The organism is Dubosiella newyorkensis (genome assembly GCF_001945605.1).
Lineage (GTDB): Bacteria > Bacillota_I > Bacilli_A > Erysipelotrichales > Erysipelotrichaceae > Dubosiella > Dubosiella newyorkensis.
Genome location: NZ_MPKA01000044.1, coordinates 126,547 through 152,453, shown reverse-complemented (window position 1 = coordinate 152,453; position 25,907 = coordinate 126,547). Strand labels below are relative to the sequence as shown.

Genomic DNA, 25,907 nt, shown 5'->3' with positions numbered 1-25,907 from the left:
GTCTCTCCTTTTTCTTTCAATGTAGCACACGAACACAAAAAAATGATGTGGAATGCCACATCATCAATCTAAATATGAAAAAAATGCTGAACGAGCAAAACGATCACTAAAAGAACGATCGGAATCACGATAAACATCGAATATCCTTTCACGAACTTCACTTCCAGCGCTTTGAAGCCAAGCTCATCATAATAATAGAGATCGCCATCTGTTTGGACAACGACTCCCTCCTCGACCAAATTAGCGATCGTATACGCCAATGTCTTTGTCGCTAAAGGCAGATCTTTAAAGGCGGAAACTGGAATCGCGCTCTTGGAATCAAACGCCTTTCTTTTTTTTAAAGTTTCCAAGACCATCGAAGCGGCGGTCGCCCGAGGTCCTGCTTTTCGTTTTCTTGACATAATCAAATTCTTCCTTCTTCTATCTTGATCGCCTCTTCTATAGAAGTGACGATTTTATTCACATGTTTTTTTACTTCGCCTGGTGTATGAGGCATGCCATACGTATGGGGGAGCGCGTCAAACAAAGGAAGATCGTTGCTTCCATCTCCAATAAAAGCGACGCGTTCCCGATCGATCGCCATATTTTGTTCTAAAGCGTCAAAAGCTTTTCTTTTATCTACCCCTTGATTGGTGATCTCAATATAGTCGATCGACGTTTTGGATACATTCAAAGCAGGCCATTTTGCTTGAAACAGAGCGAGGAGCCGATCGGTCATTTTCGGATCAAAGACATAAAGACTGATCTTGTATACTTTTTTTCCCGCCTTCACTTCTTCTAAAACATCCCCTTCACCAAAATTTTTCAAATGCGCTTGTTTTTGTTTGAGAAGAGCGAGCTCTTCTTTTCGCGCATAATGATACCCATCGTCCATCGTGATAAACGGAATAAGGGCTTCTTTCATCGTTTTAAGGTCTTCAAAGACAGTGAACACGGATTGTTTCTCGATCGGATCTGAAAAGACGCATTCATCTTTTATATAGGCGCAAGCACCATTGTTGGTGATCAAAACATCGCTTTTTATTCCATGCTCCCTGAGCAGATCGGTGCAAAACGCATAGCCTCTTCCGCTAACGAGTCCAAAAAGATCCCCTTTGGCTTGCCAGACTTTGATCGCTTCGATATCTTCTTTGCGCACATGATGGTCATAGCTCAAAAGAGTTCCATCCACATCGCTCAGGAAGAGCTTCATCGACGTCTCCTTTTTTCTTTCTTTTCTTTTTTGATCGCCTTAAATTCATTATAGCGGACGCGTATCAGTTCTCCGATCTTCAGCGAGACTTGGATCACATCGCCATTTTGAAAAAGAACACGGATCGTTTTGATGATCCCCTTGCTTTTTTCCAAGGTTGTGATCATACGATAACGATATGCTCTCGTTCCGATAAAAAAACCATCTTCTGTAAAAATGATCGAGCGATGGATCCACATCTCCATTGTCAATCCGACAAACAAGATCCCAATACATAAATAAGCGACTCGATAGAGCAGCAATTGGCTTTCGTCCACTGAAAATAGTTGAGCAAAAAGCGCCATCCCTAAACAAGCGATCGTCATGATCACAAGCAGCGTGCATTGCCATATCCCATAATGCTCTTCTTTCGCGTCCTTGTGTTTGGCGAGATATTCTTTCGAATTCTTGCGGTATTCTCTAAATTCTTTTCCTGTTTTGAACAAGGAATAGCCCACATAAGCGATCAATCCGATCGAAATGATCCATTGTAAGCCTGTATTCATTTCAAACATACATTTTCCTTCTTTCTTCCTTTTCCAACCATTATAGCAAACCTCCTAAAAAAAAGCGCCGTCAATTGGCGCTTTTTGCTGGGTCTTTCTCTTTTCGCTTCAAGCCACGCTTGACGACTTGAAAAAAGGTCAAAGACTTAACGATATGATCAGCTGGAACATATTTTTTGATCGCTTTCAACACTTTTAATGGTTCTTTCGAAGCAAATGTGTATGTTCCATTATGAAGCGTGGCGATCGCATACCGAGGAATCCATTTGCCTTTAAAGTACACAGATGCACAAACATAATCGACTTCTTCCCAAGGAATTTGGATATAATCGGCTACATTTCGATCGTTGTAAAATTCAAAAGCGTTGTTGCCGACCATGATTTGTCCATAAGAGCTCAACCCTAAAAAGGAAGTTCCCTTCGCGACAAGATCGACTGATGTGTTTTTTGATGCAACCATTTCCTCTAGCATGCGCCACCTCTATTCTTTCTATATTATAGAAGTCCGATCAAGTGACCTAAAATACCGACGATAAACAAGCCAATGATGATCACGATCGGTGAAACATTCTTCTTCAGCAACCACATGCAGAAGAGTGTCAACAACAATGGTACGAGTCCAGGAATCAACGAGTTCAAGTTGTCTTGGAGCGTCGTCACTTTTTCTGGAGTCAAAGACAAACCTTGTCCTTGTTGAATGAGCGCTTCGCGAATTCCATATTTGTCTTGGATCAAAGCGTCCCAATCGATAAAGGCGCCATCTTGAAGCTGTACAGTCGATACGACTGGCTTGAAGTTGATCGTGACCCAACGCTCTACAAGCGAGCCGAGCACGAACATACCTAAGATCGAGGCTCCCTTCGTCACTTTTTGAAGAAGTCCTCCAGACAAGTCGTCTGTGATCTTCATTCCGGCTTTATAGCCAAATTCTTGGGTATACCACATGAACGCCCAACGAATGATATTCCATGCCAAGAAGAAGATGATCGGTCCTAAAACGTTTCCGGACATAGCCAAGGAAGCGCCTAATGCGCCAAGCATAGGACGAAGCGTAAACCAGAAGACTGGATCACCAACGCCTGCTAAAGGACCCATCATACCGACTTTGACACCGTTGATCGTTTGATCGTCTACATTCGAACCATGCGCGCGATCTTCTTCGAGCGCAAGCGTGACACCAATGATCGGAGACGCCATATATGGATGGGTGTTGAAGAATTCTAAGTGTCGCTTCAAAGCGGCGACTTGATCTTCTTTATTTTTGTATAACGCCTTGATGGCTGGGATCATCGCATAACAAAATCCCCCGTTTTGCATTCGTTCATAGTTCCATGAACCTTGTAAAAAGGTGGAGCGCCAAGCGACCTGCATTCTCTCTTTTTTATCGAGCCTTACTTTTTCTGCCATGATACTCTCCTTTTTTATTCATAATCGTCTAGGATATCGCCTAGAGGATCGCCAGAGTTGCCGTTTCCAACTCCGCCTGCGTTTGCGGCTGCTCCACGATCGTAGAGTTGAAGGTAGATCAGCGCGAAAGCGACACCGATCGCACCAATAGCCATCAAAGTCAATTCGCTGATCGCAGCAATACAGAAACCGATCGCAAAGAATGGCCAAACTTCGCGAGTCGCCATCATATTGATGACCATCGCGTAACCAACCGCTACGACCATGCCTCCACCAATCGACATACCGTCCGTCAACCAAGCCGGCATGCTTTGCAAGAAGTTTTGAACGATTTCTGCTGGAATGAACAACAAAGCGGCTGCCGGGATCGCGATACGAAGTCCTTGCATGCAAATGGCTAACACTTGCCACAATTGGATCTTTCCAAATTCTGCATTTTCAGCTGCTTTATCCATCATATGTACCATCGGTACGGCTAATGTACGGGCAAGCATCGTCAAGAACAAACCAGCAACAGCGAGTGGGATCGCAACAGCGATCGAAGAACCGATTCCTTCCACGCCCATTCCACTTTGAACAAGAATGATGGCGCTGGCCACAGAGGCAAGGGCTGCATCGGGCGCGACGGCTGCTCCAATGTTGGCCCAGCCAAGCGCGATCATCTGCAAGCTTCCACCAAGTATGACGCCAGCTTCTAGCTGACCAGAAACCATGCCGATCAATGTGCAGGCTACAAGAGGTTGATGGAATTGGAATTCATCGAGAATACCGCCCATCCCTGCAAGAAAGGCAATTAAGATTATCATGATAATCGTGAATATTGACATCGATCTTTCTCCTATTTCTTAGCGATTTCTGCTTTTGCTTTTTGCAGAATCGCGTCCATGTTTTCACCTGAATCGTTTGGCACCTTTCGAACATCGAATTTTACGCCAAGTTTTTTCAGCTTCTCATACGTATCCACATCGTTTTGATTGAACGATAACACTTTATTGACGGCGACTTTTCCTTCAGAATGCGCCATGCTTCCTACATTGAGGGTCTTGATATCTACGCCTCCTTCGATCGCTTTTAAAGCGTCTTGTGGCGTTTCGAACAAAACCATCGCTTTTGTAGCGCCGAATCGCGGATCCTTGGCCACCTCGATCATCTTTTTGATCGGGACGACATTGACTTTGACTCCTGGAGGCGCCGCTTGAATGATCATATTTTTGCGGAGACGATCGTGCGCGACACCATCTGAGACGACGATGATCCTGTCTGGTTGTGTTGATTTTGTCCATGATGTAGCGACTTGTCCATGCAGTAGACGAGAATCGATCCGCGCTAGCACATATTTAATGTGTCCATCGCCAAGCACGGTTCCTTCTGGGATCGCGCCCGTTGGCTGATTGGATTTGACTTCTTCCTTTTTTTCTTCTTTTGGCGCTAGATCTTCTGGCTTGATCATGATACCTTCTTTTGCGGATTGCATCACGTGCGCAGCGATCTCTTGGGCATTGTCCATGCTCATTCTCGATGCGTACGATTCAATAAGCATTGGTAGATTCAAGCCTGTCACGATCGCCCATGTTTTTTCATGACCGTCAAAGAGCGCATTGGCTTGGTTGAACGGTGTTCCTCCCCAAAGATCGATCAAGAACAGCACTTGTTCTGGATCTTCAAAAGAGGCGATCGCGTCTTCCATTTTTTTGCGAATGTCATCCGGTCCTTCATGTGGCATCAAGGTACAGGCTTTGACATTTGGTTGTTCTCCAAAAATCATTTGTCCGGATTGAAAAATACCACTTGCGAACTCACCATGGCTGGCTATTACGATACCGACCATATTTTTCCTCCTTGTTTTTATGTGATTGTTCACATATTTCTAAAACTGAAACCAATATTGGGTTTGCGTATAAAATAATAAAAGCTCTTACATTTCACGAATATCTTAACATAACGAATATTTACACACAATTCAAATGCATTTTCTTTTTTTTATGGTTTTTTGTAAAATACCTGTATGAAACATACAAAAAAAGAATTGGAATCGCTTATGGCCCGCTTAAATTCGGGCAGTCAATATCTTCAAAGCAACGATATGAAAGTCGTCGAGCTGGATGAAGGCTACGCGAAAGTGGAAATGGTCATCGATGAACAGATCCTCAATATTCACGGGTTTGTTCATGGCGGGGCTTTGTTTTCTCTAGCCGATACGGTCGCGGGATCGGCGAGTTTTGCGACAGGAAGAGATAGTGTCACGCTGAGTGGAACGATCAACTATATCAAGCCTGGAACAGGTGGAAAACTGATCGGGATCGCTAACCAGATCAGTGCCGGAAAAACGATTGGTGTCTATGAAGTGTTTATTTTCAACGATCACGACGACTTGTTGTGCCGCGCCACGTTTACGATGTTCTTTCTAAAAAAAGCATAACTTTTCTCAAACTCCATCTTTCCTTTTAGAATTAAGAAAAGGAGCTTTATTTCTATGATCGAACCCGTAAAACAAATCATTGAAGATGAACATTATGGCGAGGATTCTTTGCTCGTTGGCGTTTTGGCATCGGCTTGCGTAGGCATCTTAGATTCTGGATGCTATGTCACGCGAGGAAAAGTCTTCGCATCCAGCCAGACAGGAAACTTGCTGTATCTTGGGATCGATATTTCGAATGGTGATTTTTCACAAATCTTAAAATACACGTTTCCAGTGCTTTTATTTGTGATTGGCGTCGTGCTTGGAACACACTTTCAAATGCATGATAAAAGAAAGGGATGGCGGATCGCGCCCGCTCTTTGTGAAATCGTTTTGATCATTATAGCGAGTTTGCTTCCCCTTTCTTGGAACGCATTGGCCAATCCGCTTTTTGGATTAGTATGCGGCATGCAGGCGATCGCCTTTCGCAGGATCCACCATATTCCTTTAGCGACCGTCTATCTCAATGGAAATTTAAGAGAAGCCGTAGAAAGACTCGTTAAATATATTCATTTAAAAGACAACGATGATCTGTACCGTTTTATATTGAGTGTGATCTTGGTCTTCGTCTTTTTAGTAAGCGTTACGATCGGCGCTTTTCTTTCTCGTCTGATCGGGCACTATGTGACGCTGATCGCCGCTGTATGCTTAAGCATCGATGTTTATTTTCTTTATAAAGCGAAAAAATCCGCCTAAGCGGCTTTTTTAGTGGAACAACACGAGACAAATCAAGATTCCGATCAGCGCGCCTGCCACAACTTTAAAGATGTTTTGATATCCTCTTTTGCCCGATTCACGGATCGTTTCGATCTCGTTCAATCTTTTTCCTTCCATAAATGCCGAGATCTCTCGATACGTCTGGACATCGTATTGTTTTTTGATTTTTTCGATTCGAATCGCCACCACTAAAGAAAGGAAGTAAAGAACGATGGCTAAAAGATACCCTGGCCATCCAAATCGATGGATCGCCAATCCAAAGGCGATGATCGCGGCCATAATTAAACCGATCATCAAGTATGTATAAACATACATAGAATGGATGTCGGAACGTTTGATCGTTTCACGCATAATTTCTAAGTCTCCTTTTACAAGGTCATCTAGGCTTATCGCAAAGATCTTGCTCAACAACAACAAGCTCTGCAGGTCCGGATAATTCTTACCCGTCTCCCAATTGGAAATTGTCTGACGAGTCACATAAACTTGATCAGCGAGTTCTTGCTGCGACCAGTTGTATTGGGCGCGCAGTCTTTGAAGACGGCTTCCTAGATACAAGCATTTCTTTTCTTGTTCTTCTTGGTTCATGCTTTCCTCCTTGTGGCTTCATCCTATCTTGTTCTTTTTGATTTGTCTGTCAAAGCTTTTTTCCATCGGCTGTTTTGATCTTTTTTCCTATATTTCACATTCAAAAATAGGATATTCATAAGATTAGAAGATCAAACCGCTCTCCAATCTACTTCGTCAAAGTTTTCGATGATCTTTCGGAAACGGGTATCGAGTTCTGAAGAATAGAAAACATAAAAATCAAGTTGGGCAAATCGATCCTTGATCGGGATCAAGACGCGGCTGTCATCATCTTTTTTGGAAGAAAGATCGGTACGAAATACAGGCAAGATCGACATTCGCATGATTTCATCGTAGACTTCTCGATTCTCTTGAAACAGCAATTTACTTTTGGGAAGCGCCTTTCGACAAAGAGCGGCCCAAACACCAATTTCCTTTTTCACTAGAATGCTCATTCCGTCGATTTGTTGAAAACTTAAACTTTTCTCATGAGCAAATTCATGGTCTTTTCGCAACGATAAATACAATCGTTCTGAACAGAGATGTAAGCACCGAAACCCTTTGATCGATATAGGACGACTTAAGATTCCAATCGTGACTTGTCCTTCTAATACCGCTTCAATGATCATCTCCTCATCCTCTTCAAGTTCACTTGTGATCTGTTGGCTGGTTTTTTTTTTCAAAAGCAAATGCCGAAAGCCCGCTAAAGGCATTGGGGCACATGAGTCGATCACGATATGCTGGTTGGCTTGATCGAACGCGAGAATTTTCCGATACATCGCTTCTTTTTGTCGGATCATATCTTGCGCCAATTTCAAGGCAAACTCTCCATTTTCATTGAAGACGATCCGATTTTTGGTTCTCGCAAACAACGGAACTTTAAAATCGAACTCAAGCTTTTGCATCGCTCGCGTCAAGGCGGGCTGCGAAATATTTAATTTTTCAGCAGCTTTCGATAAAGTTCTATATTTTCCAAAAGCAATCAAATACTCCAATTGATCAAATTCCATATGTGTTCTCCTACTATACTTTTTAATTATAGCATGATGTCCAAGCGATAGTGGACGCTCGCCACAATCCAAATAAAATAAATATTGTAAGAAGAAAAAAAAGGAGAAAGCACGATGAAACCATTGATGATCTCATTAAATTCGGGAACGCAAATTCCTTCCGAAGGGTTTGGCACATTTTTGATCTCTAACGATGGTCCTTGTTATGAGGCTGTATTGAACGCGCTGAAATGCGGATATCGTCATATCGATACGGCAGCAGGATATGGCAACGAAACGGATGTCGCAAAAGCGATCAAAGATTCTGGATTAAAACGAGAAGATGTTTTTATTACCTCTAAATTGTGGGTACAGGACAACAGTTATGAAGGTGCTAAATATGGAATTGAGCAATCCTTAAAAAATTTAGATACGGATTATATCGATCTTTATTTGATCCATCAGCCTTATGGAGACTTAAAAGATGCCTGGAAGGCGATGGAAGAAGCGGTAGATGCAGGAAAGCTCAAAGCGATCGGGATCTCAAACCAAACACCTAAGATCTTTGAATCTTTTATCAAGGATTGCCGGATCCTTCCTGGCGTCAATCAAGTCGAATGCAATCCGACCTTCCAGCAAAAAGAGCTGCGAAAGATCATGGAACCTTATGGGATAGTAGTAGAGGCTTGGTATCCGCTCGGTCATGGAAATAAAGAGCTTCTATCCAATCCACTCTTGCAGGAAATCGCAAAGAAACATAATAAATCAACAGTCCAGGTCATTCTTCGCTGGCTTTATCAAGAAGGAATCGTCTCTTTGCCAAAATCGTTAAATCCAGAACATATGGCTACCAATCTAGATATTCAAAATTTTGAATTGAGTCAAGAGGATATGGACGCGATCCGAACACTCGATACGGGAAAAGGAACGCACGATCCTGAAGATCCTGCTGTCGAAAAACGACTGACCGCGATCAAGATCCACGAATAAATTAAAGGAGAAAATATGAAAGAAAAGCGATTGAACAATGGTATTCAAATGCCTGCAGCTGGTTTTGGAGTGTTTCAAGTTCAAGATCCAGAAGAATGCACAAAGGCCGTTTTAGAAGCGATCGAAACGGGCTATCGTTTGATCGATACCGCCCAATCGTATGGCAATGAAGAAGCTGTCGGAAAAGCGATTGCTCAAACATCGGTTCCTCGCGAAGAATTGTTTATCACCACAAAGGTTTGGATCACAAATTATGGCTACGACAAATGTAAAGCGTCGGTGGAAGAGTCTTTAAAAAAATTGGGAGTCGATTATATTGACCTTGTTTTGCTTCATCAAGCGTATGCGGACTATTATGGGGCTTATCGAGCGTTAGAAGATTTGTATAAAGAAGGTAAGATCCGCGCTATTGGTGTAAGCAACTTCTTTCCAGATCGTCTTGTCGATCTTTGTTTGAATGTTGAAATCATTCCCTCCGTCAATCAAGTCGAGGTCAATCCGTTCATGCAGCAGATCGAAGCCCAAAAATGGAATGAAAAATATGGCATTCAAATGGAGGCTTGGGCGCCGTTTGCGGAAGGTCGAAACAATATGTTCACGAATCCAATATTAAGCGAAATTGCCGAAGAACATCAGAAAAGTGTCGCGCAAGTTATTTTGCGCTGGCTTGTTCAAAGGAATATCGTCCCCCTTTCCAAATCGGTAAAAAAAGAAAGAATGGAACAAAATATCGATATCTTTGATTTTGAATTAACAAAAGAGGATATGAAAAAAATCGCTTCCCTCGACGAGAAAACAAGCAGCTTCTTTGATCACTATGATCCTGCGATCATCGAATCTTTGTTCAAGCTTCATTAAAATCGTACGATAAGCCGAAGCTTTTTCCAAGCTTTATCAAATTTCTCGATGCACAGACGCTAAGTCTGACACAATTGTCTCTATCTTGGAGGATCAATAATCGTCTTGAATAAAAAGGAGAAGGATATGGAAAGAATTTTATTTATCAATTCAAGCCCTGAAAAGAACGGAAATACAGCTCGGCTTGCGGCCGCTCTTCTGGAAGGACATTCTTATGAGATGATCACGTTAGCAGATTATCGAATCAATTCGTATGGTTCGAGACTTCCTGGCGATCAATTTGATGAAATTCTCGAAAAGATCAAAAAAGCGGATGTCGTCGTTCTTGGCTCTCCTGTCTATTGGCACAACTTGTCAGGTGGTCTTCGAGTCCTTCTTGACCGTTTTTACGGTCAAGTTCCAGAAGGGTCTATGCATGGTAAAAAATTATTTTTAGTCTATCAAGGAGCTGCTCCTACCAAGGCTATGCTGGAAAGCGGAGAATATACGATTTCTCGTTTTGGAGCTCTATATGGCATGCATTATGAAGGAATGGCCACCACTCTTCGGGAAGCTCGAACTCTTTCTTCTCGAATCTAAAAAAAAGGAAACTAGGATCTAGAATTCTGGCTTCCTTTTTAATATTCGTGTTATGATGTCGTTTCTGTATTCGTTACAAACTTTTGATAACGACTTTTCGGCTTTTCAGGCATAGTCATCCTCAATACGTTTTGTTGAAGCAGAGGCTGAATGATTTGCTGCATCACATAATTTTGAGTTTTTCCAACATATTCAGAAATTTCTTTGCGAGATCGTGGTTGTCTACAATATTCCAAAAGCTGTCTCTGCTCTTCGATCAACAAAGAATTTGATTGTTTGTCTTTGTTTTCTAATAAATCGGATCGAAGAATCACTTTAAATTCACGATGTGTATCGATAAATTCAGGTTCCGGCAAGCCTCTACTCTTCATTTCATTGCGTACAACAGGGATCCCCGAAAATCTATTTTCACTATATCCTAGAATTTCTAAAAGATTCGTTAACACACTATTTCTTGTTTCTGGACTTTCTAAGCCAAGTTTTTCGACAGGCATTCTTCCATAGATTCCTCCACTATTCGTGATTTCAAGACGGTCATTATACATTTCCACACGAATGGGAGAATTTTCTGTATGCATACTATAATCTCTATGAATTAGAGCATTTAACACCAATTCCCTTATGGCTCGGATTGGATATTCAGGTTCATCTACTCTTTTTCCTGTGTGGTCGATGATCGTTCGATGTCGACTATTTTTAGAAATAAATTCTATCGTTTCTTCAAGCATATCGGGAATCGAACCCGTTATTCGACGATTGTCTAGAAAGCGGACACTTCCGTCTATCTCATCTCCTCGATTCAGTCCAGGAATCACAACAGCTGTCACGCATAGATCTGGAAACGCGCTTTGAGGAAATTTGGAAAAAACAAAGAGCCCCGCTATAGTTGGTAGCTGTTCTTTTTCTACTTTCATCATTTTCAAAATATCTTGATCACTCAAAGTTGAAAATAAATTGGGCCGATCTTTTTTGACCGCATCTAAATATTTCTTTATTCGGTCTTGATCTTGCAAAACCCATCCATCTTTAACGATCCTTTGCTCTTCATGGATCCCTTTTTTATAAGCTTGATATTTATACACTTCATATTCGCTCATTGGCTCATCGCTATCACCAACTCGAACATAAGAACCTTTAACGATTCCTTTTCCAGAATAATACACTGGTCTTTGCGTATAATCGACTCCTGGAATTTCAGCGGATACTACTTGCTGATCATCGATAGTACATACGCTCATGTGAGCCCGAACTGCTGGAATCATTTCTTTGCATTTTGCATTGATTTTTTTCTGAAGATCATTCGCATCATAGACCCCACAAATATTAAAATTTGATTCATCAATTCCAAAAATAATCACACCTCCTTCATCTTGATTCGAAAACGAGGATAATGTGCCATAGAGCTTCTTAGGACATCCTTGCTGAGCGCTTTTAAGTTCAATACGATTCGTTTCACAACGATCGATTTGAATTTGCTTAACAAGTTCTCGCAATTCTTCTTTCAACATTTTATATCTCCTTACTCTTAAAGATAAAGATTTTCTCGAATTTATCAACGATTTTATGAAGAATTAACGATTTTTCTCGAATTTATCAACGATTTTTCAAGAATTAACGATTTCTCTCGAATAAAAAAAACAAGACGTTTTATAGTCTTGTTTTAGTTACCATCAAAAGCGTCTTTGATCTTATCGAATACGCTCGCGTGTTTTCCGCTACGGATCTGTTCATAAAGCTCGCGCTCTTTTTTCGAGACTTTCTTTGGAATCTGAACTTTCACTTTGACAAGCTCATCTCCTTGTCCGCGATTGCTCTTGACCCCTTTTCCCTTTAAGCGGAACACTTGATCTGGCTGGGTTCCTTCTGGAATCTTCAATTCAACTTTTCCATGAACCGTAGGAACTTCTAATGTCGCGCCAATCGTCGCGTCAATCGCGCTGATCGGAACCGTCACATGAATATCATTTCCTTGACGAGTGAAGACTGGATCAGGATTTACGATGATCTCAATATAAAGGTCGCCGTTTGGCCCTCCATTTTCTCCAACATTGCCTTTTCCCGGAATACGGATCTGCTGTCCTGTCAAAATTCCTTCTGGAATCTTGATATCGAGCTTGACCTTTTTATGTTCGTAGCCCTTTCCGTGACAGACATGGCATTTTTCTTTGATCGTTTCTCCCGTACCATGACATTTGCCACAAACTTTTTGTTGCTGGATCCGACCAAAAGGCGTATTGATCTGTTCCATGACCGTTCCTGTTCCATGACATTCAGAACATACCTCGATATCCTCTTTCGATTCGGCGCCAGTCCCATGACAATGTTTGCACGGTTCATCCACATCCAAAGAAATCGATTCGGTCTTTCCAAAGACAGCATCCATAAAGTTGATGCGCATTTCCATATAACGATCCGAGCCTTGACGAGGCTGGTTCGCTTGACGATATCCTCTTGAAGAAGAGGCGAAGCCACCTCCAAAGAACGAACTGAAAATATCGCCTAGATCATCGAAGCCACCAAAACCGCCAGCGTTGAATCCGCCAGCGCCGCCAAAGCTCGAATCCACACCCGCAAAACCATACATATCGTAGTTTTTCCGTTTCGTCTCATCGCTCAGCACTTCATAGGCCTCATTGATCTCCTTAAAACGATCTTCCGCCCCAGGTTCCTTGTTCACATCAGGATGATACTTCATGGCCAGCTTTCTATATGCTTTCTTGATTTGTTCAGTGCTCGAAGTTCGATCGACACCTAAAACCTCATAATAATCCCTTTTGTTTTCTGCCATGCTATCCCTCCCTCTCTAATACAAGATAAAGAAGTCCCGAAGAACTTCTTATCTTATTGATTTGCATGTAACGAATCTATTTTACTTTTCAGTGAATTCAGCGTCAACTACATCATCGTTATTGTTGGATGTATTGTTGGCATCTTGATTTGGTTGCTGAGAAGCGCCCGTATACATTGCTTGGCTAGCGGCTTGCGCTGCTTTTTCCAAAGCATCCATCTTAGACTTGACTTCATCCATGTTGTTTTCATCAAGAGCTTTCTGCAAGTCATCACGCAATTTTTGAACTTCAGCCTTCTCGTTTTCACCGATCTTATCGCCGTTGTCTTCGAGCATCGCATCGATTTGAGCGATGAAGCTTTCCGCTTTATTCCGTTCTTCAACCGCCTCTTTACGCTTTTGGTCTTCCGCCTTGTTGGCTTCAGCCTCAGCAACCATACGGTTGATTTCGTCCTCGCTCAATCCATTTGTGTTTTGGATCGTGATCGATTGTTCTTTACCTGTAGCTTTATCTTTTGCGGATACGTTAACGATACCGTTGGCGTCGATATCAAATGTAACTTCGATCTGAGGTTGTCCACGACGAGCTGGAGCAATACCTGTCAATTGGAAGTTACCGAGCTCTTTGTTGTCGTTGGCCATAGGGCGCTCACCTTGAAGGACACGAATATCTACAGCAGGTTGGTTATCGGCAGCTGTCGAGAAGATTTGCGATTTCTTAGTAGGAATCGTTGTGTTCCGTTCGATCAGTGGAGTCATAACGCCACCCATAGTCTCGATACCTAAAGTCAATGGAGTAACATCCAACAACAATACATCTTTTACATCACCGGCAAGGACACCACCTTGGATGGCTGCACCAAGAGCAACCGCCTCATCTGGGTTGACCGATTTATTTGGCTCTTTGCCAGTCGCTTTTTTAACCGCCTCTTGAACAGCAGGGATACGAGTCGATCCACCAACAAGAAGGACTTGATCGATATCATTTACAGTCAAACCCGCATCACGCAAAGCTTTTTCGATCGGAACGATCGTACGCTCTACAAGATCCTTCGTCATTTCATTGAATTTTGCACGTGTCAAAGTCGCATCAAAGTGAAGTGGTCCATTAGGGCCTGCTGAAATGAATGGAAGCGAGATTTGAGTCTGCATCGTAGCGCTAAGATCTTTCTTCGCTTTCTCCGCAGCTTCCTTGATCCGCTGCATAGCCATCTTATCGTTTTTCAAATCGATTCCATTTTCCTTCTGGAATTGAGCAACGATCCAATCAACGACTTTGTTATCGAAATCATCACCACCAAGGTGCGTATCACCATTTGTAGACAATACTTCAAAAGTACCATCCGCAAGATCCAAGATACTTACATCGAATGTTCCACCACCAAGGTCGTAAACGAGTACTTTTTGTTCTTTATCTGTCTTATCGATACCATAAGCAAGAGCGGCTGCTGTAGGCTCGTTAATGATACGAGCGACTTTCAATCCAGCGATCGTACCAGCATCCTTAGTTGCTTGACGTTGCGCATCGTTGAAGTAAGCAGGAACTGTAATAACCGCTTCGGTTACAGGCTCGCCTAAATATTCTTCCGCATACGTTCTTAAGTAAGAAAGGATCATTGCCGAGATTTCTTGTGGAGTATATTGTTTTCCATCAATATCCACTTTTTCGCTCGTTCCCATTTTACGTTTGATCGAAGAGATCGTGTTAGGATTTGTTACAGCTTGACGTTTTGCCGCGTCACCAATGATTCTCTCGTCTCCCTTGAAGGCAACAACACTTGGAGTCGTACGATTTCCTTCTGGATTCGGAATGACTTTCGCCTCTCCACCTTCCATGACGGCTACACAACTATTTGTTGTACCTAAGTCAATACCAATAATTTTACTCATAGATTCATCCTCCTTATTCGCTGACCTTCACTAAGGCCGGGCGCAAAATGCGATCTTTCAACATATATCCTTTTTGAAGCACTTCCACCACGATACCAGGCTCTACGCCATCTACTTTTTCTTGCATGAGCGCTTGCATCGTATTGTGATCAAAAGGTTTGTTTAAGGCATCTATTTCCTTCACACCCTCGTTGCTCATCGCGTTTTCGAGCTGTGTTCGGATCATTTCAAAACCCTTGACGAAGTTTTTAGTTTCGTCATTTTCAGGGGCGTTTGCCAAAGCTAGGTTCATAGAATCTAAAATTGGCAACAATTCTAAAGCGGCCGATTGGAACCGATATTTCTTCGCCATATCCGTTTCTTTCTGCAGACGTTTTCTCATGTTGTCCGTATCCGCATAAGCACGAGCAATATCCGTTTTCGCTTTACTCAATTCATCTTGCAAAGAAGCGATTTCTTCCTCTTTGACTTCCAAAGGATCCTTTTCGATCAAATCGTTTTCGACTTCATCTTCCGGGATCGGCAACTCGTCTTCTACTTCCATGATTTCTTCATTTTCAGTAGGATCTCTTTTCTCATTCTTTTTGCTCATCACTCGCATCTCCTTCTTCATGCACTCCAAATACGCCTTCGATCACATCCGACATGTAATCCATTAAAGCGATGACCTTGGAGTACTGCATTCGATTCGGACCAACCACCATGAGCTGCCCCTCCTCTAAATCGTTGTAATGAAATTTCGCGGTTATGACCGAACAATCACCAATCTGGATCAATTCGTTCCGCGTTCCGATCGGAATCGCTTGATTGCTTCCTTGTTGAGCCCATTCTTTAAAAAGATGACTATTTTCCAAGATCCGCATCAACCGCTTCAGTTTATCGATATCGCTGAATTCTGGCTGATAAAGCATATTGCTTTGACCAGAAACAACGACCTTTTCGCTTGCGAATTTCATAAACGCTTCCGTAAACGCCTCGAAAAGCACTTCATGACGAACGAGTTTAGCTGCCATCAACGACTTGATTTCCTGCATCTTATCAAGGATGTCGCTGATCGGGACCCCCACTAGATGATCATTCATCAAAGACGTACAGTTTCTCAAATCTTCGAGAGACACAGCTTCATCGAAGTGAAAAGTCTTGCTTTCCGTATGACCTGAATCCGTCACGAAGATCGCTACCGCGCTCTTTGCATTGATCGGGATCAATTGAATGTTCACAAGAACTTGGTGCGTCGAATCGGGCCCAAGAACGATGCTTGTTAAATTCGTCATCTCGCTCAATATGCTGCAGCTCTTTTCCACGATTTCATCAAGAGAATAGTGGCGTTGAGAAAACACACTCTGCAACGAAGCTTTGATCGGAGCCTCTAAAGAAGTCTCCATCAAATTCTCCACATAATAGCGATACCCAAATTTACTCGGGATCCGCCCGCTCGAAGTATGCGTCTTCTCTAATAAGCCAAGCTTTTCAAGCGTAGCCATTTCGTTTCGGATCGTCGCCGAGGATACCGGAAAATCAAGAAGCTCCATTAAGACTTTTGAGCCAACCGGTTCTGCGCAATATGTGAATCGTTCCACGACCTTTTTGAAAATGATCCGTTGACGTTGGGTCAATTCCATATTGTCAGCTCCTCTCTAGCACTCAGTACCGATGTCTGCTAATATCATAGCACAGACATTAGCAGTGTCAATAGCTGTGTGCTATCTTCTAGCAATCTAATATTCGCACAACCTACCCCTTTTTACGATTGATATGCTTCAATAATTTAGCACTCAAAACCATAGGCAGATCAATTAAGAATTTGATAAAATAGGACCATGAAAAAACCAAAAGATATTTTCCGCAAAACAGGCATGATCACTTACAAAAACAGACCGATCGAGCTATGGCTCTCCAAAAACAAAGAAATCCTTTTTAAAGAAAATGGAAAAGCCATTACAGATCCTGAAGAGATCGCCCACATCTTTGCGTACTTAAAAGAAGCCAACGAGGGATAATATGGAAGAGAAAACAAACCAAGTCAAACGCATCGAATGGATCGACACCAATATCTATGGCGCCGTCACGCTCAAAGACCTGCACGCTCCCGAGCAAAACAATATGGCCCTTCACGTCTGCATCGATCCAGACCAAGTCATGAAAAATAGAAATCAATTAAGCAAAGAGCTCCAAATTCCTCTTTCTTCCTTCACGCTTCCTTGGCAAAAGCACACCGATCACCTTGTTATGATCACAAAACAAGATATCGGCGCAGGAGCCACCGACAAAAACACTAGCATCATGAATGCCGACGCGATCTATACCGACCTTCCAGGTGTTCTTATTGGCGTCTTCACAGCCGACTGCGTAGGAATTTTGATCGTCGATGAATCAAAGCCCGCCCTTTGCGCGATCCACTCCGGCTGGAAAGGAACGGCCCAAGCGATCACCCACAAGAGCGTCTCTTTGCTGATCAAAGAAAAAAAGATCAACCCTGCACGCGCCAAAGCGTTCTTTTCGCCATCGATCTTAAAAGATTCTTTAGAAGTGGGCATGGAAGTTGTCGAACAGATCAATGCCATGGGAAAAAGGATCGGCCTCGATACAACTCCCTTTATCCAGCTGATCTCAACTCAAAAAGCTCTGATCGACAATCAAGGCTTGAATGCCCAAATGCTCATAAACAACGGATTCCAGCCAGAAAACATCCACCTTTCCAACCTGGATACAAAAAAAGAGCTCACCGATTGTTTTTCTTATCGAAACGACAAACAATGTGGAGAGCACTTTACCTTCGGCTATATTTACGCTTGAAGACGCAATCTTTCATCTAAACAAATCATACGATATAACTGAGCATGGATCTCATAGCAGTCCATGCTTTTTAATTCTGTCTCATTTTCTTTATTCGTTTCTACCCGATCCATATAATACAAGGTCTTCCCTACATGACATAAATGGATGAGCGCCGCTATACCAAACAAAGGATAGACACGCGCTTCGATCGGTACCTTTTTTCTAAAAATAAGCTGTACGAATTCTTCAGGCTCTAAATGAACAACACACATATCTTTTCCTCCTCTTTCGTGCCCTTAGTATCTAAGACTTTAGGTCGAACCACAACAAAAAATTTAGCTTTCCCCCAAAAAACAAAGAAAAACTTTGGATTTTAAAATATAATAAAGCCGAATTATTTTGGAAATCAAAAAAAGGAGAAATCATGCCCACAAAAAAAGAGAGACGCCAACAAGAAATCTATCAACTATTGACCGAACACGACAAAATGAAAACGAGCGAACTCGCCAAGATCATGAAAGTCAGCACCGAAACTTTAAGAACCGACCTCGAAGAGCTAGAAAAAAATAAACTCATCGTAAGAGAACACGGATCTGCCCGCGTCTTCCGCGGCTACGTCGAACCTCCCGTCACCTTAAGAAACCTGGAAAACCAAGAAGAAAAACAAAAACTCGCCTTCAACGCCTTTAAATTGATCAAAAACGGAGAAGTCGTCTTCATCGATTCGGCCTCCACGCTTTCGCCAGGCCTTTCCATCCTAAAAAAGAAAGAAGACCTCACGATCGTCACGAACTCTTTGTTGGCCGCCAATGAATGCGTCGCCCTTAATCTCAACACTCTCTTTGTCGGCGGTTTTATCAACCCAAACGGAATCAGCACCTATGGATTGTTCGCCACCGAAATGATCGACAACATCCAAATCGATATCGCCTTTGTAGGAACTGATGGCTTTAAAGACAGTAACGGTTTTACGACCGTGAACGCCCATGAAATGAGTCTAAAACGACATATCCTCAACAAAGCGAAAAAAATCGTTCTCGTGTGCGATCATACAAAATTTGAAGCACGAGCCCCTTATTCTTGGTGCCGTTTTCATGAAATCGATGTCCTTGTCACTTCCACATTGAATCGTAGACAAAGAAAAATGGTAGAGTCGATCCCTACCATTATAGAATGCGAGCTGCCTATTTGAGTCCGATCGGATGATCGATCTCAATAAAAAGCGAAATCGGTTCTTCGATCGTGACCTCTGAAAGGATCGCATTCGAAAGCTCCTCTTCGTTGCGTCTTTCTTCATAAGGCACCACAAGATCAAAATACACATCCACCCGATGTTTGCGGGGACGGATCCAAAAATCATGCATCGTCCAGGCTCCTTTGCCCGCCTCCTCGATCGCTTCATCAAAAAGAGTTTGATACATTTCCGTTTGCGTATCGTCTAACAAGATCGGATCGACATGGATCGTTAAATTGATATCCATGTCTTCTTTGACTTTCCGCTCGATCTTATCAATATCCCCATGCACTTCCATGATGTTTTTTCGACCATCGACTTGCGCGTGTGCGGTCGCATAGATCTTATTCGGCCCATAGCTGTGGACAAGCACATCATGCACAGAAATGACTTGAGCGCATTTTAAGATCTCGTTAGCAATATCATGGATCATCGAAGCGTCCGGCGCTTCGCCCAGCAAGCTGCTCGTGACCTCTCGCAACAATCCGTAAGCGCTATATAAAATGATCCCCGAAACGATCAGCCCCATATAGCCATCAAGCTGAAAATGAAGGATCGGAGAAAGGATCGTCGCCACAAGAACGCCCAATGTCCCGATCGTATCGCTCCTTGAGTCGGTCGCGTTCGCGATCAGCAACGTCGAATTGTATCTTTTTCCATACCGGGCATTATAAAAATACATGTACAACTTGACTACGATCGAAATGACGAGCACAAAGACCGCGCTCCATTTAAAATCGATCGGCTCAGGATGAATGATATGCACAATACTTTCTTTCGCTGTCTCGAATCCTAAAAAAGCGATCGCGATCCCAACAAAAATCGAAGTGATCTGCTCCGTTCTCTCATGCCCATACGGATGTCCTTCATCCGCTGGTTTTTCAGCAATATAAAACGACACGATCGAAATGATATTGCTCCCCGCATCCGTCAAGTTGTTGATCGCATCCGCGCGAATAGAAATGGAGTTGACAAGAACACCCACGATATATTTTGTGATAAACAAAAACAAATTAAAGAAAATCCCGACATAACCGAGCAATTTCCCGACACCGCTCCTTACTTTCGAAGAAGCATAATCTGTATAATTTTTAACAAATTTTCGAATCAAGAATCCAACCATACTTTGAGTATACTCTACTTAAGAGCTTGTGCGCGCGGGTTTGCCTTTTTATTTCCTTTGTTTCTTCTTTCAGTTTTTCTTGATCCATAAAAAAAACTCCCTTTCAGGAGTTTAATCTGTACGATGGCGCAGTCGGTGGGATTCGAACCCACGTGCCTGTTAGGGCAACTCGATTTCGAGTCGAGCTCGTTATGGCCTCTTCGATACGACTGCATGAATTTGCTCGTTCATTATAGCAAACTTCTTATTCCACCGCAAGACTTAGCTTTTACTCTTCGCCGATCTTCAAGCGCGAAAACACTTCCTGCGTCTCCAAAAGACCTTGCTCGCCGCTCATGACCATTCCCAACGAATCAGGAACAAGCTCAAAAAAGAATAAACTCGTATTGCCATCTTGATAAAAACGATGCACGAACGGCTCCATCTTCTCTTCCAGCTCGAATTCCTCTTCAAAGCGATGCACGATCTCTTTAAACCCCTCCATCGACAGCAACACGCCCTGCAGCTCTACGCCCCGATCCGATTCGATCTGCAAAACATCCTCTTGATAGCGTAAAGAATAATCCTTCTCGCTCACATCCATCGTAAACCAGACCTTTTCCCCATTCTCGGTGATCACAGAAAGACTCTTGGTCGCCAAACAACCACTCAAACCAAACAAGCCCAAAAACACCAACAAAATCTTTAATCCTTTCATCCCTTTTTTCTTCCTTTCATCCACATCCATCCAAAGACGATGCTCAAACCAATAGGCCCATACGACAAGACCAACGCTCTCCAAGAAGGAACTTTAACGACCTCTCTCTCCAGCAAGATCGCCCGATTCTCTTCTTCTACCCGCTCTCCTGTCACGATCAAACGATGCGTATTGATCCCAAAAGGCGCGCACGTGATCAACGACACAAGATCACGCCCCTCTTCGATGTTTAAGCGCTCCACTTCTTGCGGCAAGATCATCTCGGTCCTCTCCACTTGATAAGCCAGCTCTCGACCAAGCACATTGATCAAAAAGAAATCTCCTCTTTCCAGTTCGTCCAAGCGCGAAAATAAACGCCCATTCGCTAGACCGCTATGCCCTGTCAACAGCGCTCGACTCGAAACGCCCCCAACAGGAAGCGAACTTCTCGCCACATGACCTACGCCCTCTTTTAAATGCTCTTCTTCGCTCCCTAAAAAAATCGGCAACCGTACTTCGATCGAAGGAATCGACAAATACCCAATAATATCGGAGGGCAAAAAATGCTCTTTGACTTTTTCATACTCCATCCAAGAAAGATTCGAACGCAACGATTCATTATACGCCTCCAACAACTGCCAATTTTCATCGATCGAGGCCTCATTCAAACTCTCTACCGCCTTCTCGTAGCCTTGAATCGACTCGTTTGCGCGTATCCCCTCTTCCCAAGCCCCCATGAGCGGCAAAAATGCACAAACAACACCCGCTCCGAACACAAAACGCCAAAACACATTATTCTTTTTCATGCTTCTTGATCGTTTTGTAGGCTAGAAGAGACAAGCCACATCCAAAAACGATCATTCCTAATGTCAAATACGAGCCCGTATACGGAAGCAAGATTCCCGCTTTATTGACGATGGAAAGTCCAATTTTCGTCTGAGATACATCGACCAAGAGATCTTGAGCCTCCTCATTCAAGAGTCCGCTATAAAACGTCTTGATCTTAGCGCCCGCGCTTAGATCCAACAATCCCTCTCCTTGCGCAGTATACTTATTTCGATCCGCTACAAATGTTGGCTTGATCTCGATCTCGATCGGATCAAGAAGCTGACGATACCCTTCTGGTGCCTTGATCTCCTTCAAATAATACGTGCCTTGGTCCAGTCCCCCGATCAAAAAATCACCATTCGCTCCGCTCTGGATGCTTTGATCATTGGCCTCTTGGGAAACGATGAAACGCTCGCCATCCTTCTCGACATAGACTTGCCGCGTGCAGGCCGCATCCTCAAACAACAAGAACGAAGCCCCCTCTAAAGGACGATCCTTTTCATTGACCTTTTTTCCTTGAATGTGATAAGTATAGGAAACGACACTATCCCATGGCGTGCTTCCCCATCCTTGCGCATTATTCGAATCTGGATCATTCGTATATACGAGACGAACATGATTCTCGATCCCCTCAAGACCACGATCGATCGCTTTTGCGTTCAAAGAAGCCCGATAAAAGAGCTGCAGCTTTTGTCCATATTCGTTATGACCATTTTCACCATCTAGACCCGAAGCAAATTCCCGATCCACGATCGCCTTCAAATCCGGGATCGTGATCCGGAACGAATCGCCATCCACATTTTGCTCTAAGACCCATTCTCCCTTTTGAAGCGTATAATCGCCAATCTTGACCTCTATAGACGATGGATCAAAATCTAAGGCTTCGTCCATCCGATCTTGAAACTGGACCGTATATGTCGTATACCCATTCAGATCGGGGATCCGCGACTCAAATTTATATGGAATGCTTTGTCCGATCTCATGATCTCCTATATCATTCCAGCCAACGTTTTGATCGTCCTCAAAGATCTTTTTGATCAATTCTGGATAATCCGATTTGATATGGATCTCGCTTGTCGGATTGGCTGTGCTTACCATACATAAGGAGTTAGCCGAATGCGTTCCAGAAGACGATGTCTCATCCAGCAAATAATACCCAAAAGGTAATCCTTCCAAGCGCGCTTGGTTGTTCTCATCCACGCTCTCGATCGTAACGTTGCGCACCGATTTGGAAGTCGCATTCAATTCTGTGCGCAGCGTTTCCATAAAATATCGAAAATCCGCATAATGCCCTTCATTGTTGAGCGATTGAATATAGTCGATCGCCTCGTATTCATGGACTTGGTCGGCCGCTTTGTTCAAGGCTTGACCAACTAGCTTTTGAATCGCCGCTTTCGTATCTAGATTCCATGAATAATTGATCGAATCTTGATTCTGTGAATTTTCCGCGTGAAACAGCTGATAGACCCTAAACGACTTGTTCAATAAAGACTGCTCTGCATTCCCTTTGATCAAGATCGAAGCAGGACCATCTCCTAGAAGATGGACCCCTTTTTCTTGTTCACGAGAAAGCGCATGGGCTTCTAGCACAAGCGGACGATCCGCGATCGAAAGACCTCCCAAGATCGCGCTCAACACGAGCGCCGACATTCCAAATAGTTTAAAAATAGATTTATTCATGACCAATATCCTTTCTCTTTTTATAAATCATTCCTATACTCGCCAAAACAAGCAAACTTCCCCATGAGCTGGCGACAAACAAAGCCGTATTCGGCAAGACCATCTGCTCTTGGTTGTAGACGAGCATATTCAATTGTTTTTGTTCCCAATCAAAGTGTGGACCCTCTTGAAGGATGCCATCGATCCAAACATTCACCTTATTTTGGGTTGGAATCGTCTCCACCTTGATCGAATGCGCCTCATCGAGCGGGAGCCGATACCCTGGCGGCGCCTTTGTTTCTTTCAAGATATACTCCTTGCCCTCTTCTAAATTGGAGAAGGCAAGATCGCCATTTTCATCGCTTGTCTTGATCTGGAACGCTTCACTTGAATCCTCCGCTTTATAAAGAGTAAACTCTGCGCCCTCTAATGCCGTCTTGGCCCGATTCTGTTTATGGACTTTGATCGAAAACGAAGTTGGTGCGTTTTCGACTTTCAATACTCTCCCATCCCATTCCATACAAGGAGGACACTCTTTCACTTCGATTCCCGACTCCTTGGCAACAAACACAAAAGGCGATGGATCTAACACATATCCATTTTTCGCTTCGGCTTCCTCAATACGATGTTCTCCAAACGCCAGCCCCGCAAGATCGATCCTTCCATTCTCATCGCTGACGAGCTCGTTTTGCGACCCATCTGGCAGCGTATGAATAAAGCGAGTGCCCGCGATTGGCACGTCCATCCCTTTTTGATGCTTGAAAATAGTCAAAGAAATGGGAGCTTCCTTCCATTCGATCGCTTTGAAGGAAAGAAGCGTTTCCACATTACCCGCATCCCTGATCTGTATTTCTCTAATTTCAGGGTCCAATAAATATCCAGAAGGGGCTTTGATCTCCTGGATCTTGATCGTGCCGATCGGAAAACCAGGCTGTCCGAGCGAATTCGTATAAAAGGGATCGCCAGAAACTTTGTAAGCGTCTTTTAAATAAATTTCACCATTCGCATCGCTTCTTAGCACCCAGGAACGTATAGGTGCCTTTTTGGCGTCGGCATAGTAGTCCACTCGATACTCCGCGCCTTGCAGGCTTCCCGATCCTTGCGGTTTCGAGAGTCCCGTCTGTTGATCGACTTTTTTGAGCAAAAGCGAAACAGGATTGATCTTTGGAAGATCTTTGACTTCAAATTGTGTCGTAGATTTGGAAATCGTTATCGAATAGATCGTTGGATCGAGCGCGAAGCCTTGCGGCGCGCTCAGCTCTTTTAAATAAAATGTTTTATATTTTAAATTGGAAATCGTGTTGGATACGCCATTGGCATCAAAAATAAACTCTCCAACGAGCTGCGTCGCTTTTGGATCGCTATAGAGGCCATATTTGGCGCGATGAAAACTATAATTTGGATTGTGTTGCGAAATGCTTGGATTCGATGAACTTTTTTTGATTTGTAAGCTTCCTGTCGGTTCATAATCCCCGAACGCTAGATTTTGTTTAGACGCATGCTGTCCCGCCCAGTTGATGCCGCTTCCAGGCGTCTTGACCATGTAGGCTACATAGCCGTATTGGATCGGATCGGGTTTAGCCATGATCTCCTCATAGGCGCTCCTGATCCAATTGTTCCAATGCCAACCATTCGCGGCTTGGTTTCCAAGCGAAACACCTGTATAGGCCATCGAACAAAAATCATTGGTGGCAACGATTTGCTTAGCCACATCCCACCCTTTCGAAGGAAGGATATTTCCTGGTCCATCGTGTCCATAATAGAGCGCCTTTCTTAGCGCAGCATTATCGACAAGAAATGGATCGCTTGTCGCGTCGTTGATCATAGGTTCTGCCATCATCGCTTGAGCACAATAGGCGAGCTTTCCATTCGAGAGTCTCCATAAGCCATTTGAAATGTAGCCCGGAGAAACGTGGGCCGTAAAATGCGCTGAATCGATCACAGAATAGCCTTTTGTCTCGGGAATAAGTTCCATAGGCTCTAAAATCGTCTCTGGTGTTTCGATCTTCTTTAAAAGGATCGCGTCTGGCACATCAAGAGAGATCCAGGAAAACATCTTGCCAAATTGGGGAGTCAAAAAGCCATGATCATCGACATAATCGATCAGTCCCGTTTTTTTAGCCGCCTTGAATCTTTCCTGGACATAGTGCGCTTCTTCTCCTCTTTGATAAGATTCTAATATCGCTTCTTGATGGGCTGGAATCATCCCCATATTCTCTATATCAAGAAAGATCCCCTTTTTTTCTAGCTCATTTTCCGCTTCTTGAAACGCGATCTTGATCGTTGTATCGTCTTCGAGCACGATTTCTTTTTCTTCGAAGGCGCTCTGTGTTTGTCCATTGATCAGCATTGATTCGATCTGGCCGCTTACCAAAATGGAAAGGATAGCGCCGCGATCGAGCCTTTGTTCTAGTGGGGCTTCTTTTTGGACTCGCTGATCATCGATCCAGATCGTACCTGGTCCATCGACTTCAACATGAAGTTTTACTTGTTCCTCTTTTGCGTAGAGAAAGCTAGGCGAAATACAAAGCCAGCTCGCAAAGAAGACCCCGAATATTTTTTTGATCATCTTCTTCTCCTCTCGTTTCACCTTCTTTCAATACGAATTTTTTTAGAAAAATGGTCTTAAAAA

At 43.3% G+C, this 25,907-nt stretch carries 28 protein-coding genes and 1 tRNA gene; 8 read left to right on the top strand and 21 right to left on the bottom strand.

Features of this window, described 5'->3' with window-relative positions:
• Positions 1–68 precede the first annotated feature (68 nt).
• The 7 genes from BO225_RS02370 to BO225_RS02340 all read right to left on the bottom strand — a co-directional run bounded on the left by BO225_RS02370 (position 69) and on the right by BO225_RS02340 (position 4,972).
• Positions 69–401, bottom strand: coding sequence for a hypothetical protein (locus BO225_RS02370; protein WP_076340671.1), 333 nt, complete (start codon positions 399–401; stop codon positions 69–71).
• A 2-nt stretch (positions 402–403) separates the two neighbouring features.
• Entirely contained in the window at positions 404–1,192 is a 789-nt protein-coding gene (locus tag BO225_RS02365) for a Cof-type HAD-IIB family hydrolase (RefSeq protein WP_076340670.1), read from the bottom strand.
• On the bottom strand, positions 1,189–1,746 hold the full coding sequence (locus tag BO225_RS02360; RefSeq protein ID WP_076340669.1) for a hypothetical protein: 558 nt from the start codon (positions 1,744–1,746) through the stop codon (positions 1,189–1,191). The genes BO225_RS02365 and BO225_RS02360 overlap by 4 nt, the downstream gene beginning before the upstream one ends.
• Positions 1,747–1,807: 61 nt before the next feature.
• On the bottom strand, positions 1,808–2,209 hold the full coding sequence (locus BO225_RS02355; protein ID WP_419185469.1) for a DUF956 family protein: 402 nt from the start codon (positions 2,207–2,209) through the stop codon (positions 1,808–1,810).
• A 23-nt stretch (positions 2,210–2,232) separates the two neighbouring features.
• Positions 2,233–3,144, bottom strand: a complete 912-nt coding sequence (locus tag BO225_RS02350; RefSeq protein WP_076340668.1) for a PTS system mannose/fructose/sorbose family transporter subunit IID — start codon at positions 3,142–3,144, stop codon at positions 2,233–2,235.
• Between the two features lie 14 nt (positions 3,145–3,158).
• On the bottom strand, positions 3,159–3,971 hold the full coding sequence (locus BO225_RS02345; protein ID WP_076340667.1) for a PTS mannose/fructose/sorbose transporter subunit IIC: 813 nt from the start codon (positions 3,969–3,971) through the stop codon (positions 3,159–3,161).
• A gap of 11 nt (positions 3,972–3,982) precedes the next feature.
• Positions 3,983–4,972, bottom strand: coding sequence for a PTS sugar transporter subunit IIB (locus tag BO225_RS02340; protein WP_076340666.1), 990 nt, complete (start codon positions 4,970–4,972; stop codon positions 3,983–3,985).
• Positions 4,973–5,149: 177 nt separating this feature from the next.
• On the opposite strand from BO225_RS02340, the gene BO225_RS02335 reads away from it, so the two are divergent.
• Together BO225_RS02335 and BO225_RS02330 are read left to right on the top strand one after the other, a co-directional pair.
• Positions 5,150–5,563, top strand: coding sequence for a PaaI family thioesterase (locus BO225_RS02335; protein ID WP_076340665.1), 414 nt, complete (start codon positions 5,150–5,152; stop codon positions 5,561–5,563).
• Positions 5,564–5,617: 54 nt separating this feature from the next.
• Positions 5,618–6,298, top strand: a complete 681-nt coding sequence (locus BO225_RS02330) for a YoaK family protein (protein WP_076340664.1) — start codon at positions 5,618–5,620, stop codon at positions 6,296–6,298.
• A gap of 9 nt (positions 6,299–6,307) precedes the next feature.
• Here BO225_RS02330 and BO225_RS02325 read toward each other — a convergent pair whose 3' ends face one another.
• Together BO225_RS02325 and BO225_RS02320 are read right to left on the bottom strand one after the other, a co-directional pair.
• Positions 6,308–6,904, bottom strand: a complete 597-nt coding sequence (locus tag BO225_RS02325; protein WP_083632047.1) for a helix-turn-helix transcriptional regulator — start codon at positions 6,902–6,904, stop codon at positions 6,308–6,310.
• Between the two features lie 131 nt (positions 6,905–7,035).
• A complete protein-coding gene (locus tag BO225_RS02320) occupies positions 7,036–7,893 on the bottom strand; it encodes a LysR family transcriptional regulator (protein ID WP_076340663.1) in 858 nt (285 codons plus the stop codon).
• A 114-nt stretch (positions 7,894–8,007) separates the two neighbouring features.
• On the opposite strand from BO225_RS02320, the gene BO225_RS02315 reads away from it, so the two are divergent.
• The 3 genes from BO225_RS02315 (at position 8,008) to BO225_RS02305 (ending at position 10,299) form a co-directional block, all read left to right on the top strand.
• Positions 8,008–8,862 (top strand): aldo/keto reductase, encoded by an 855-nt coding sequence (locus BO225_RS02315; RefSeq protein WP_076340662.1) that lies wholly within the window; start codon positions 8,008–8,010, stop codon positions 8,860–8,862.
• A gap of 15 nt (positions 8,863–8,877) precedes the next feature.
• Positions 8,878–9,720 carry an aldo/keto reductase gene (locus BO225_RS02310; protein ID WP_076340661.1) on the top strand — a complete coding sequence of 281 codons (843 nt, stop codon included), beginning with the start codon at positions 8,878–8,880 and terminating at the stop codon, positions 9,718–9,720.
• Between the two features lie 126 nt (positions 9,721–9,846).
• Positions 9,847–10,299 carry a flavodoxin family protein gene (locus tag BO225_RS02305; RefSeq protein ID WP_076340660.1) on the top strand — a complete coding sequence of 151 codons (453 nt, stop codon included), beginning with the start codon at positions 9,847–9,849 and terminating at the stop codon, positions 10,297–10,299.
• Positions 10,300–10,349: 50 nt separating this feature from the next.
• On the opposite strand, the gene BO225_RS02300 is transcribed toward BO225_RS02305, so the two are convergent.
• From BO225_RS02300 to hrcA, 5 genes are all read right to left on the bottom strand, one after another.
• Positions 10,350–11,807: an ATP-binding protein gene (locus tag BO225_RS02300; protein ID WP_076340659.1), complete on the bottom strand. Its 1,458-nt coding sequence runs from the start codon at positions 11,805–11,807 to the stop codon at positions 10,350–10,352.
• Positions 11,808–11,959: 152 nt separating this feature from the next.
• Positions 11,960–13,087: a molecular chaperone DnaJ gene (gene dnaJ, locus BO225_RS02295; protein ID WP_076340658.1), complete on the bottom strand. Its 1,128-nt coding sequence runs from the start codon at positions 13,085–13,087 to the stop codon at positions 11,960–11,962.
• Between the two features lie 81 nt (positions 13,088–13,168).
• On the bottom strand, positions 13,169–14,977 hold the full coding sequence (dnaK, locus tag BO225_RS02290) for a molecular chaperone DnaK (protein ID WP_076340657.1): 1,809 nt from the start codon (positions 14,975–14,977) through the stop codon (positions 13,169–13,171).
• A gap of 13 nt (positions 14,978–14,990) precedes the next feature.
• Entirely contained in the window at positions 14,991–15,569 is a 579-nt protein-coding gene (grpE, locus tag BO225_RS02285) for a nucleotide exchange factor GrpE (protein ID WP_083632046.1), read from the bottom strand.
• On the bottom strand, positions 15,553–16,599 hold the full coding sequence (hrcA, locus tag BO225_RS02280; protein ID WP_076340655.1) for a heat-inducible transcriptional repressor HrcA: 1,047 nt from the start codon (positions 16,597–16,599) through the stop codon (positions 15,553–15,555). Before hrcA ends, grpE begins: the two co-directional genes overlap by 17 nt.
• A gap of 198 nt (positions 16,600–16,797) precedes the next feature.
• Here hrcA and BO225_RS02275 point away from each other — a divergent pair, with 198 nt between their 5' ends.
• Together BO225_RS02275 and BO225_RS02270 are read left to right on the top strand one after the other, a co-directional pair.
• On the top strand, positions 16,798–16,977 hold the full coding sequence (locus tag BO225_RS02275; protein ID WP_076340654.1) for a hypothetical protein: 180 nt from the start codon (positions 16,798–16,800) through the stop codon (positions 16,975–16,977).
• A gap of 1 nt (position 16,978) precedes the next feature.
• Positions 16,979–17,773, top strand: coding sequence for a purine nucleoside phosphorylase YfiH/LACC1 family protein (locus BO225_RS02270; RefSeq protein WP_076340653.1), 795 nt, complete (start codon positions 16,979–16,981; stop codon positions 17,771–17,773).
• On the opposite strand, the gene BO225_RS02265 is transcribed toward BO225_RS02270, so the two are convergent.
• Positions 17,764–18,027 carry a hypothetical protein gene (locus tag BO225_RS02265; RefSeq protein WP_076340652.1) on the bottom strand — a complete coding sequence of 88 codons (264 nt, stop codon included), beginning with the start codon at positions 18,025–18,027 and terminating at the stop codon, positions 17,764–17,766. The genes BO225_RS02270 and BO225_RS02265 overlap by 10 nt on opposite strands.
• Positions 18,028–18,179: 152 nt before the next feature.
• Between BO225_RS02265 and BO225_RS02260 the strand changes: the two genes are divergently transcribed.
• Positions 18,180–18,947, top strand: a complete 768-nt coding sequence (locus BO225_RS02260; protein ID WP_076340651.1) for a DeoR/GlpR family DNA-binding transcription regulator — start codon at positions 18,180–18,182, stop codon at positions 18,945–18,947.
• On the opposite strand, the gene BO225_RS02255 is transcribed toward BO225_RS02260, so the two are convergent.
• The 6 genes from BO225_RS02255 to BO225_RS02230 form a co-directional block, all read right to left on the bottom strand.
• Positions 18,940–20,112, bottom strand: coding sequence for a cation diffusion facilitator family transporter (locus tag BO225_RS02255; protein WP_076340650.1), 1,173 nt, complete (start codon positions 20,110–20,112; stop codon positions 18,940–18,942). The genes BO225_RS02260 and BO225_RS02255 overlap by 8 nt on opposite strands.
• Before the next feature lie 124 nt (positions 20,113–20,236).
• Positions 20,237–20,325: transfer RNA gene (locus BO225_RS02250), tRNA-Ser, on the bottom strand.
• A gap of 55 nt (positions 20,326–20,380) precedes the next feature.
• On the bottom strand, positions 20,381–20,809 hold the full coding sequence (locus BO225_RS02245; protein ID WP_076340649.1) for a hypothetical protein: 429 nt from the start codon (positions 20,807–20,809) through the stop codon (positions 20,381–20,383).
• Positions 20,806–21,594, bottom strand: coding sequence for a class C sortase (locus tag BO225_RS02240; protein WP_076340648.1), 789 nt, complete (start codon positions 21,592–21,594; stop codon positions 20,806–20,808). Before BO225_RS02240 ends, BO225_RS02245 begins: the two co-directional genes overlap by 4 nt.
• Positions 21,581–23,296, bottom strand: coding sequence for a SpaA isopeptide-forming pilin-related protein (locus BO225_RS02235; protein WP_076340647.1), 1,716 nt, complete (start codon positions 23,294–23,296; stop codon positions 21,581–21,583). Before BO225_RS02235 ends, BO225_RS02240 begins: the two co-directional genes overlap by 14 nt.
• Entirely contained in the window at positions 23,289–25,844 is a 2,556-nt protein-coding gene (locus tag BO225_RS02230) for a SpaA isopeptide-forming pilin-related protein (protein ID WP_076340646.1), read from the bottom strand. Before BO225_RS02230 ends, BO225_RS02235 begins: the two co-directional genes overlap by 8 nt.
• Positions 25,845–25,907 lie beyond the last annotated feature (63 nt).

Excerpts from the sequence above, each read along its gene's own strand:
- BO225_RS02370 (WP_076340671.1), bottom strand. The coding sequence starts at position 401 with ATGTCAAGAAAACGAAAAGCAGGACCTCGGGCGACCGCCGCTTCGATG.
- BO225_RS02365 (WP_076340670.1), bottom strand. The coding sequence starts at position 1,192 with ATGAAGCTCTTCCTGAGCGATGTGGATGGAACTCTTTTGAGCTATGAC.
- BO225_RS02360 (WP_076340669.1), bottom strand. The coding sequence starts at position 1,746 with ATGTTTGAAATGAATACAGGCTTACAATGGATCATTTCGATCGGATTG.
- BO225_RS02355 (WP_419185469.1), bottom strand. The coding sequence starts at position 2,209 with ATGCTAGAGGAAATGGTTGCATCAAAAAACACATCAGTCGATCTTGTC.
- BO225_RS02350 (WP_076340668.1), bottom strand. The coding sequence starts at position 3,144 with ATGGCAGAAAAAGTAAGGCTCGATAAAAAAGAGAGAATGCAGGTCGCT.
- BO225_RS02345 (WP_076340667.1), bottom strand. The coding sequence starts at position 3,971 with ATGTCAATATTCACGATTATCATGATAATCTTAATTGCCTTTCTTGCA.
- BO225_RS02340 (WP_076340666.1), bottom strand. The coding sequence starts at position 4,972 with ATGGTCGGTATCGTAATAGCCAGCCATGGTGAGTTCGCAAGTGGTATT.
- BO225_RS02335 (WP_076340665.1), top strand. The coding sequence starts at position 5,150 with ATGAAACATACAAAAAAAGAATTGGAATCGCTTATGGCCCGCTTAAAT.
- BO225_RS02330 (WP_076340664.1), top strand. The coding sequence starts at position 5,618 with ATGATCGAACCCGTAAAACAAATCATTGAAGATGAACATTATGGCGAG.
- BO225_RS02325 (WP_083632047.1), bottom strand. The coding sequence starts at position 6,904 with ATGAACCAAGAAGAACAAGAAAAGAAATGCTTGTATCTAGGAAGCCGT.
- BO225_RS02320 (WP_076340663.1), bottom strand. The coding sequence starts at position 7,893 with ATGGAATTTGATCAATTGGAGTATTTGATTGCTTTTGGAAAATATAGA.
- BO225_RS02315 (WP_076340662.1), top strand. The coding sequence starts at position 8,008 with ATGAAACCATTGATGATCTCATTAAATTCGGGAACGCAAATTCCTTCC.
- BO225_RS02310 (WP_076340661.1), top strand. The coding sequence starts at position 8,878 with ATGAAAGAAAAGCGATTGAACAATGGTATTCAAATGCCTGCAGCTGGT.
- BO225_RS02305 (WP_076340660.1), top strand. The coding sequence starts at position 9,847 with ATGGAAAGAATTTTATTTATCAATTCAAGCCCTGAAAAGAACGGAAAT.
- BO225_RS02300 (WP_076340659.1), bottom strand. The coding sequence starts at position 11,807 with ATGTTGAAAGAAGAATTGCGAGAACTTGTTAAGCAAATTCAAATCGAT.
- dnaJ (WP_076340658.1), bottom strand. The coding sequence starts at position 13,087 with ATGGCAGAAAACAAAAGGGATTATTATGAGGTTTTAGGTGTCGATCGA.
- dnaK (WP_076340657.1), bottom strand. The coding sequence starts at position 14,977 with ATGAGTAAAATTATTGGTATTGACTTAGGTACAACAAATAGTTGTGTA.
- grpE (WP_083632046.1), bottom strand. The coding sequence starts at position 15,569 with ATGAGCAAAAAGAATGAGAAAAGAGATCCTACTGAAAATGAAGAAATC.
- hrcA (WP_076340655.1), bottom strand. The coding sequence starts at position 16,599 with ATGGAATTGACCCAACGTCAACGGATCATTTTCAAAAAGGTCGTGGAA.
- BO225_RS02275 (WP_076340654.1), top strand. The coding sequence starts at position 16,798 with ATGAAAAAACCAAAAGATATTTTCCGCAAAACAGGCATGATCACTTAC.
- BO225_RS02270 (WP_076340653.1), top strand. The coding sequence starts at position 16,979 with ATGGAAGAGAAAACAAACCAAGTCAAACGCATCGAATGGATCGACACC.
- BO225_RS02265 (WP_076340652.1), bottom strand. The coding sequence starts at position 18,027 with ATGTGTGTTGTTCATTTAGAGCCTGAAGAATTCGTACAGCTTATTTTT.
- BO225_RS02260 (WP_076340651.1), top strand. The coding sequence starts at position 18,180 with ATGCCCACAAAAAAAGAGAGACGCCAACAAGAAATCTATCAACTATTG.
- BO225_RS02255 (WP_076340650.1), bottom strand. The coding sequence starts at position 20,112 with ATGGTTGGATTCTTGATTCGAAAATTTGTTAAAAATTATACAGATTAT.
- BO225_RS02245 (WP_076340649.1), bottom strand. The coding sequence starts at position 20,809 with ATGAAAGGATTAAAGATTTTGTTGGTGTTTTTGGGCTTGTTTGGTTTG.
- BO225_RS02240 (WP_076340648.1), bottom strand. The coding sequence starts at position 21,594 with ATGAAAAAGAATAATGTGTTTTGGCGTTTTGTGTTCGGAGCGGGTGTT.
- BO225_RS02235 (WP_076340647.1), bottom strand. The coding sequence starts at position 23,296 with ATGAATAAATCTATTTTTAAACTATTTGGAATGTCGGCGCTCGTGTTG.
- BO225_RS02230 (WP_076340646.1), bottom strand. The coding sequence starts at position 25,844 with ATGATCAAAAAAATATTCGGGGTCTTCTTTGCGAGCTGGCTTTGTATT.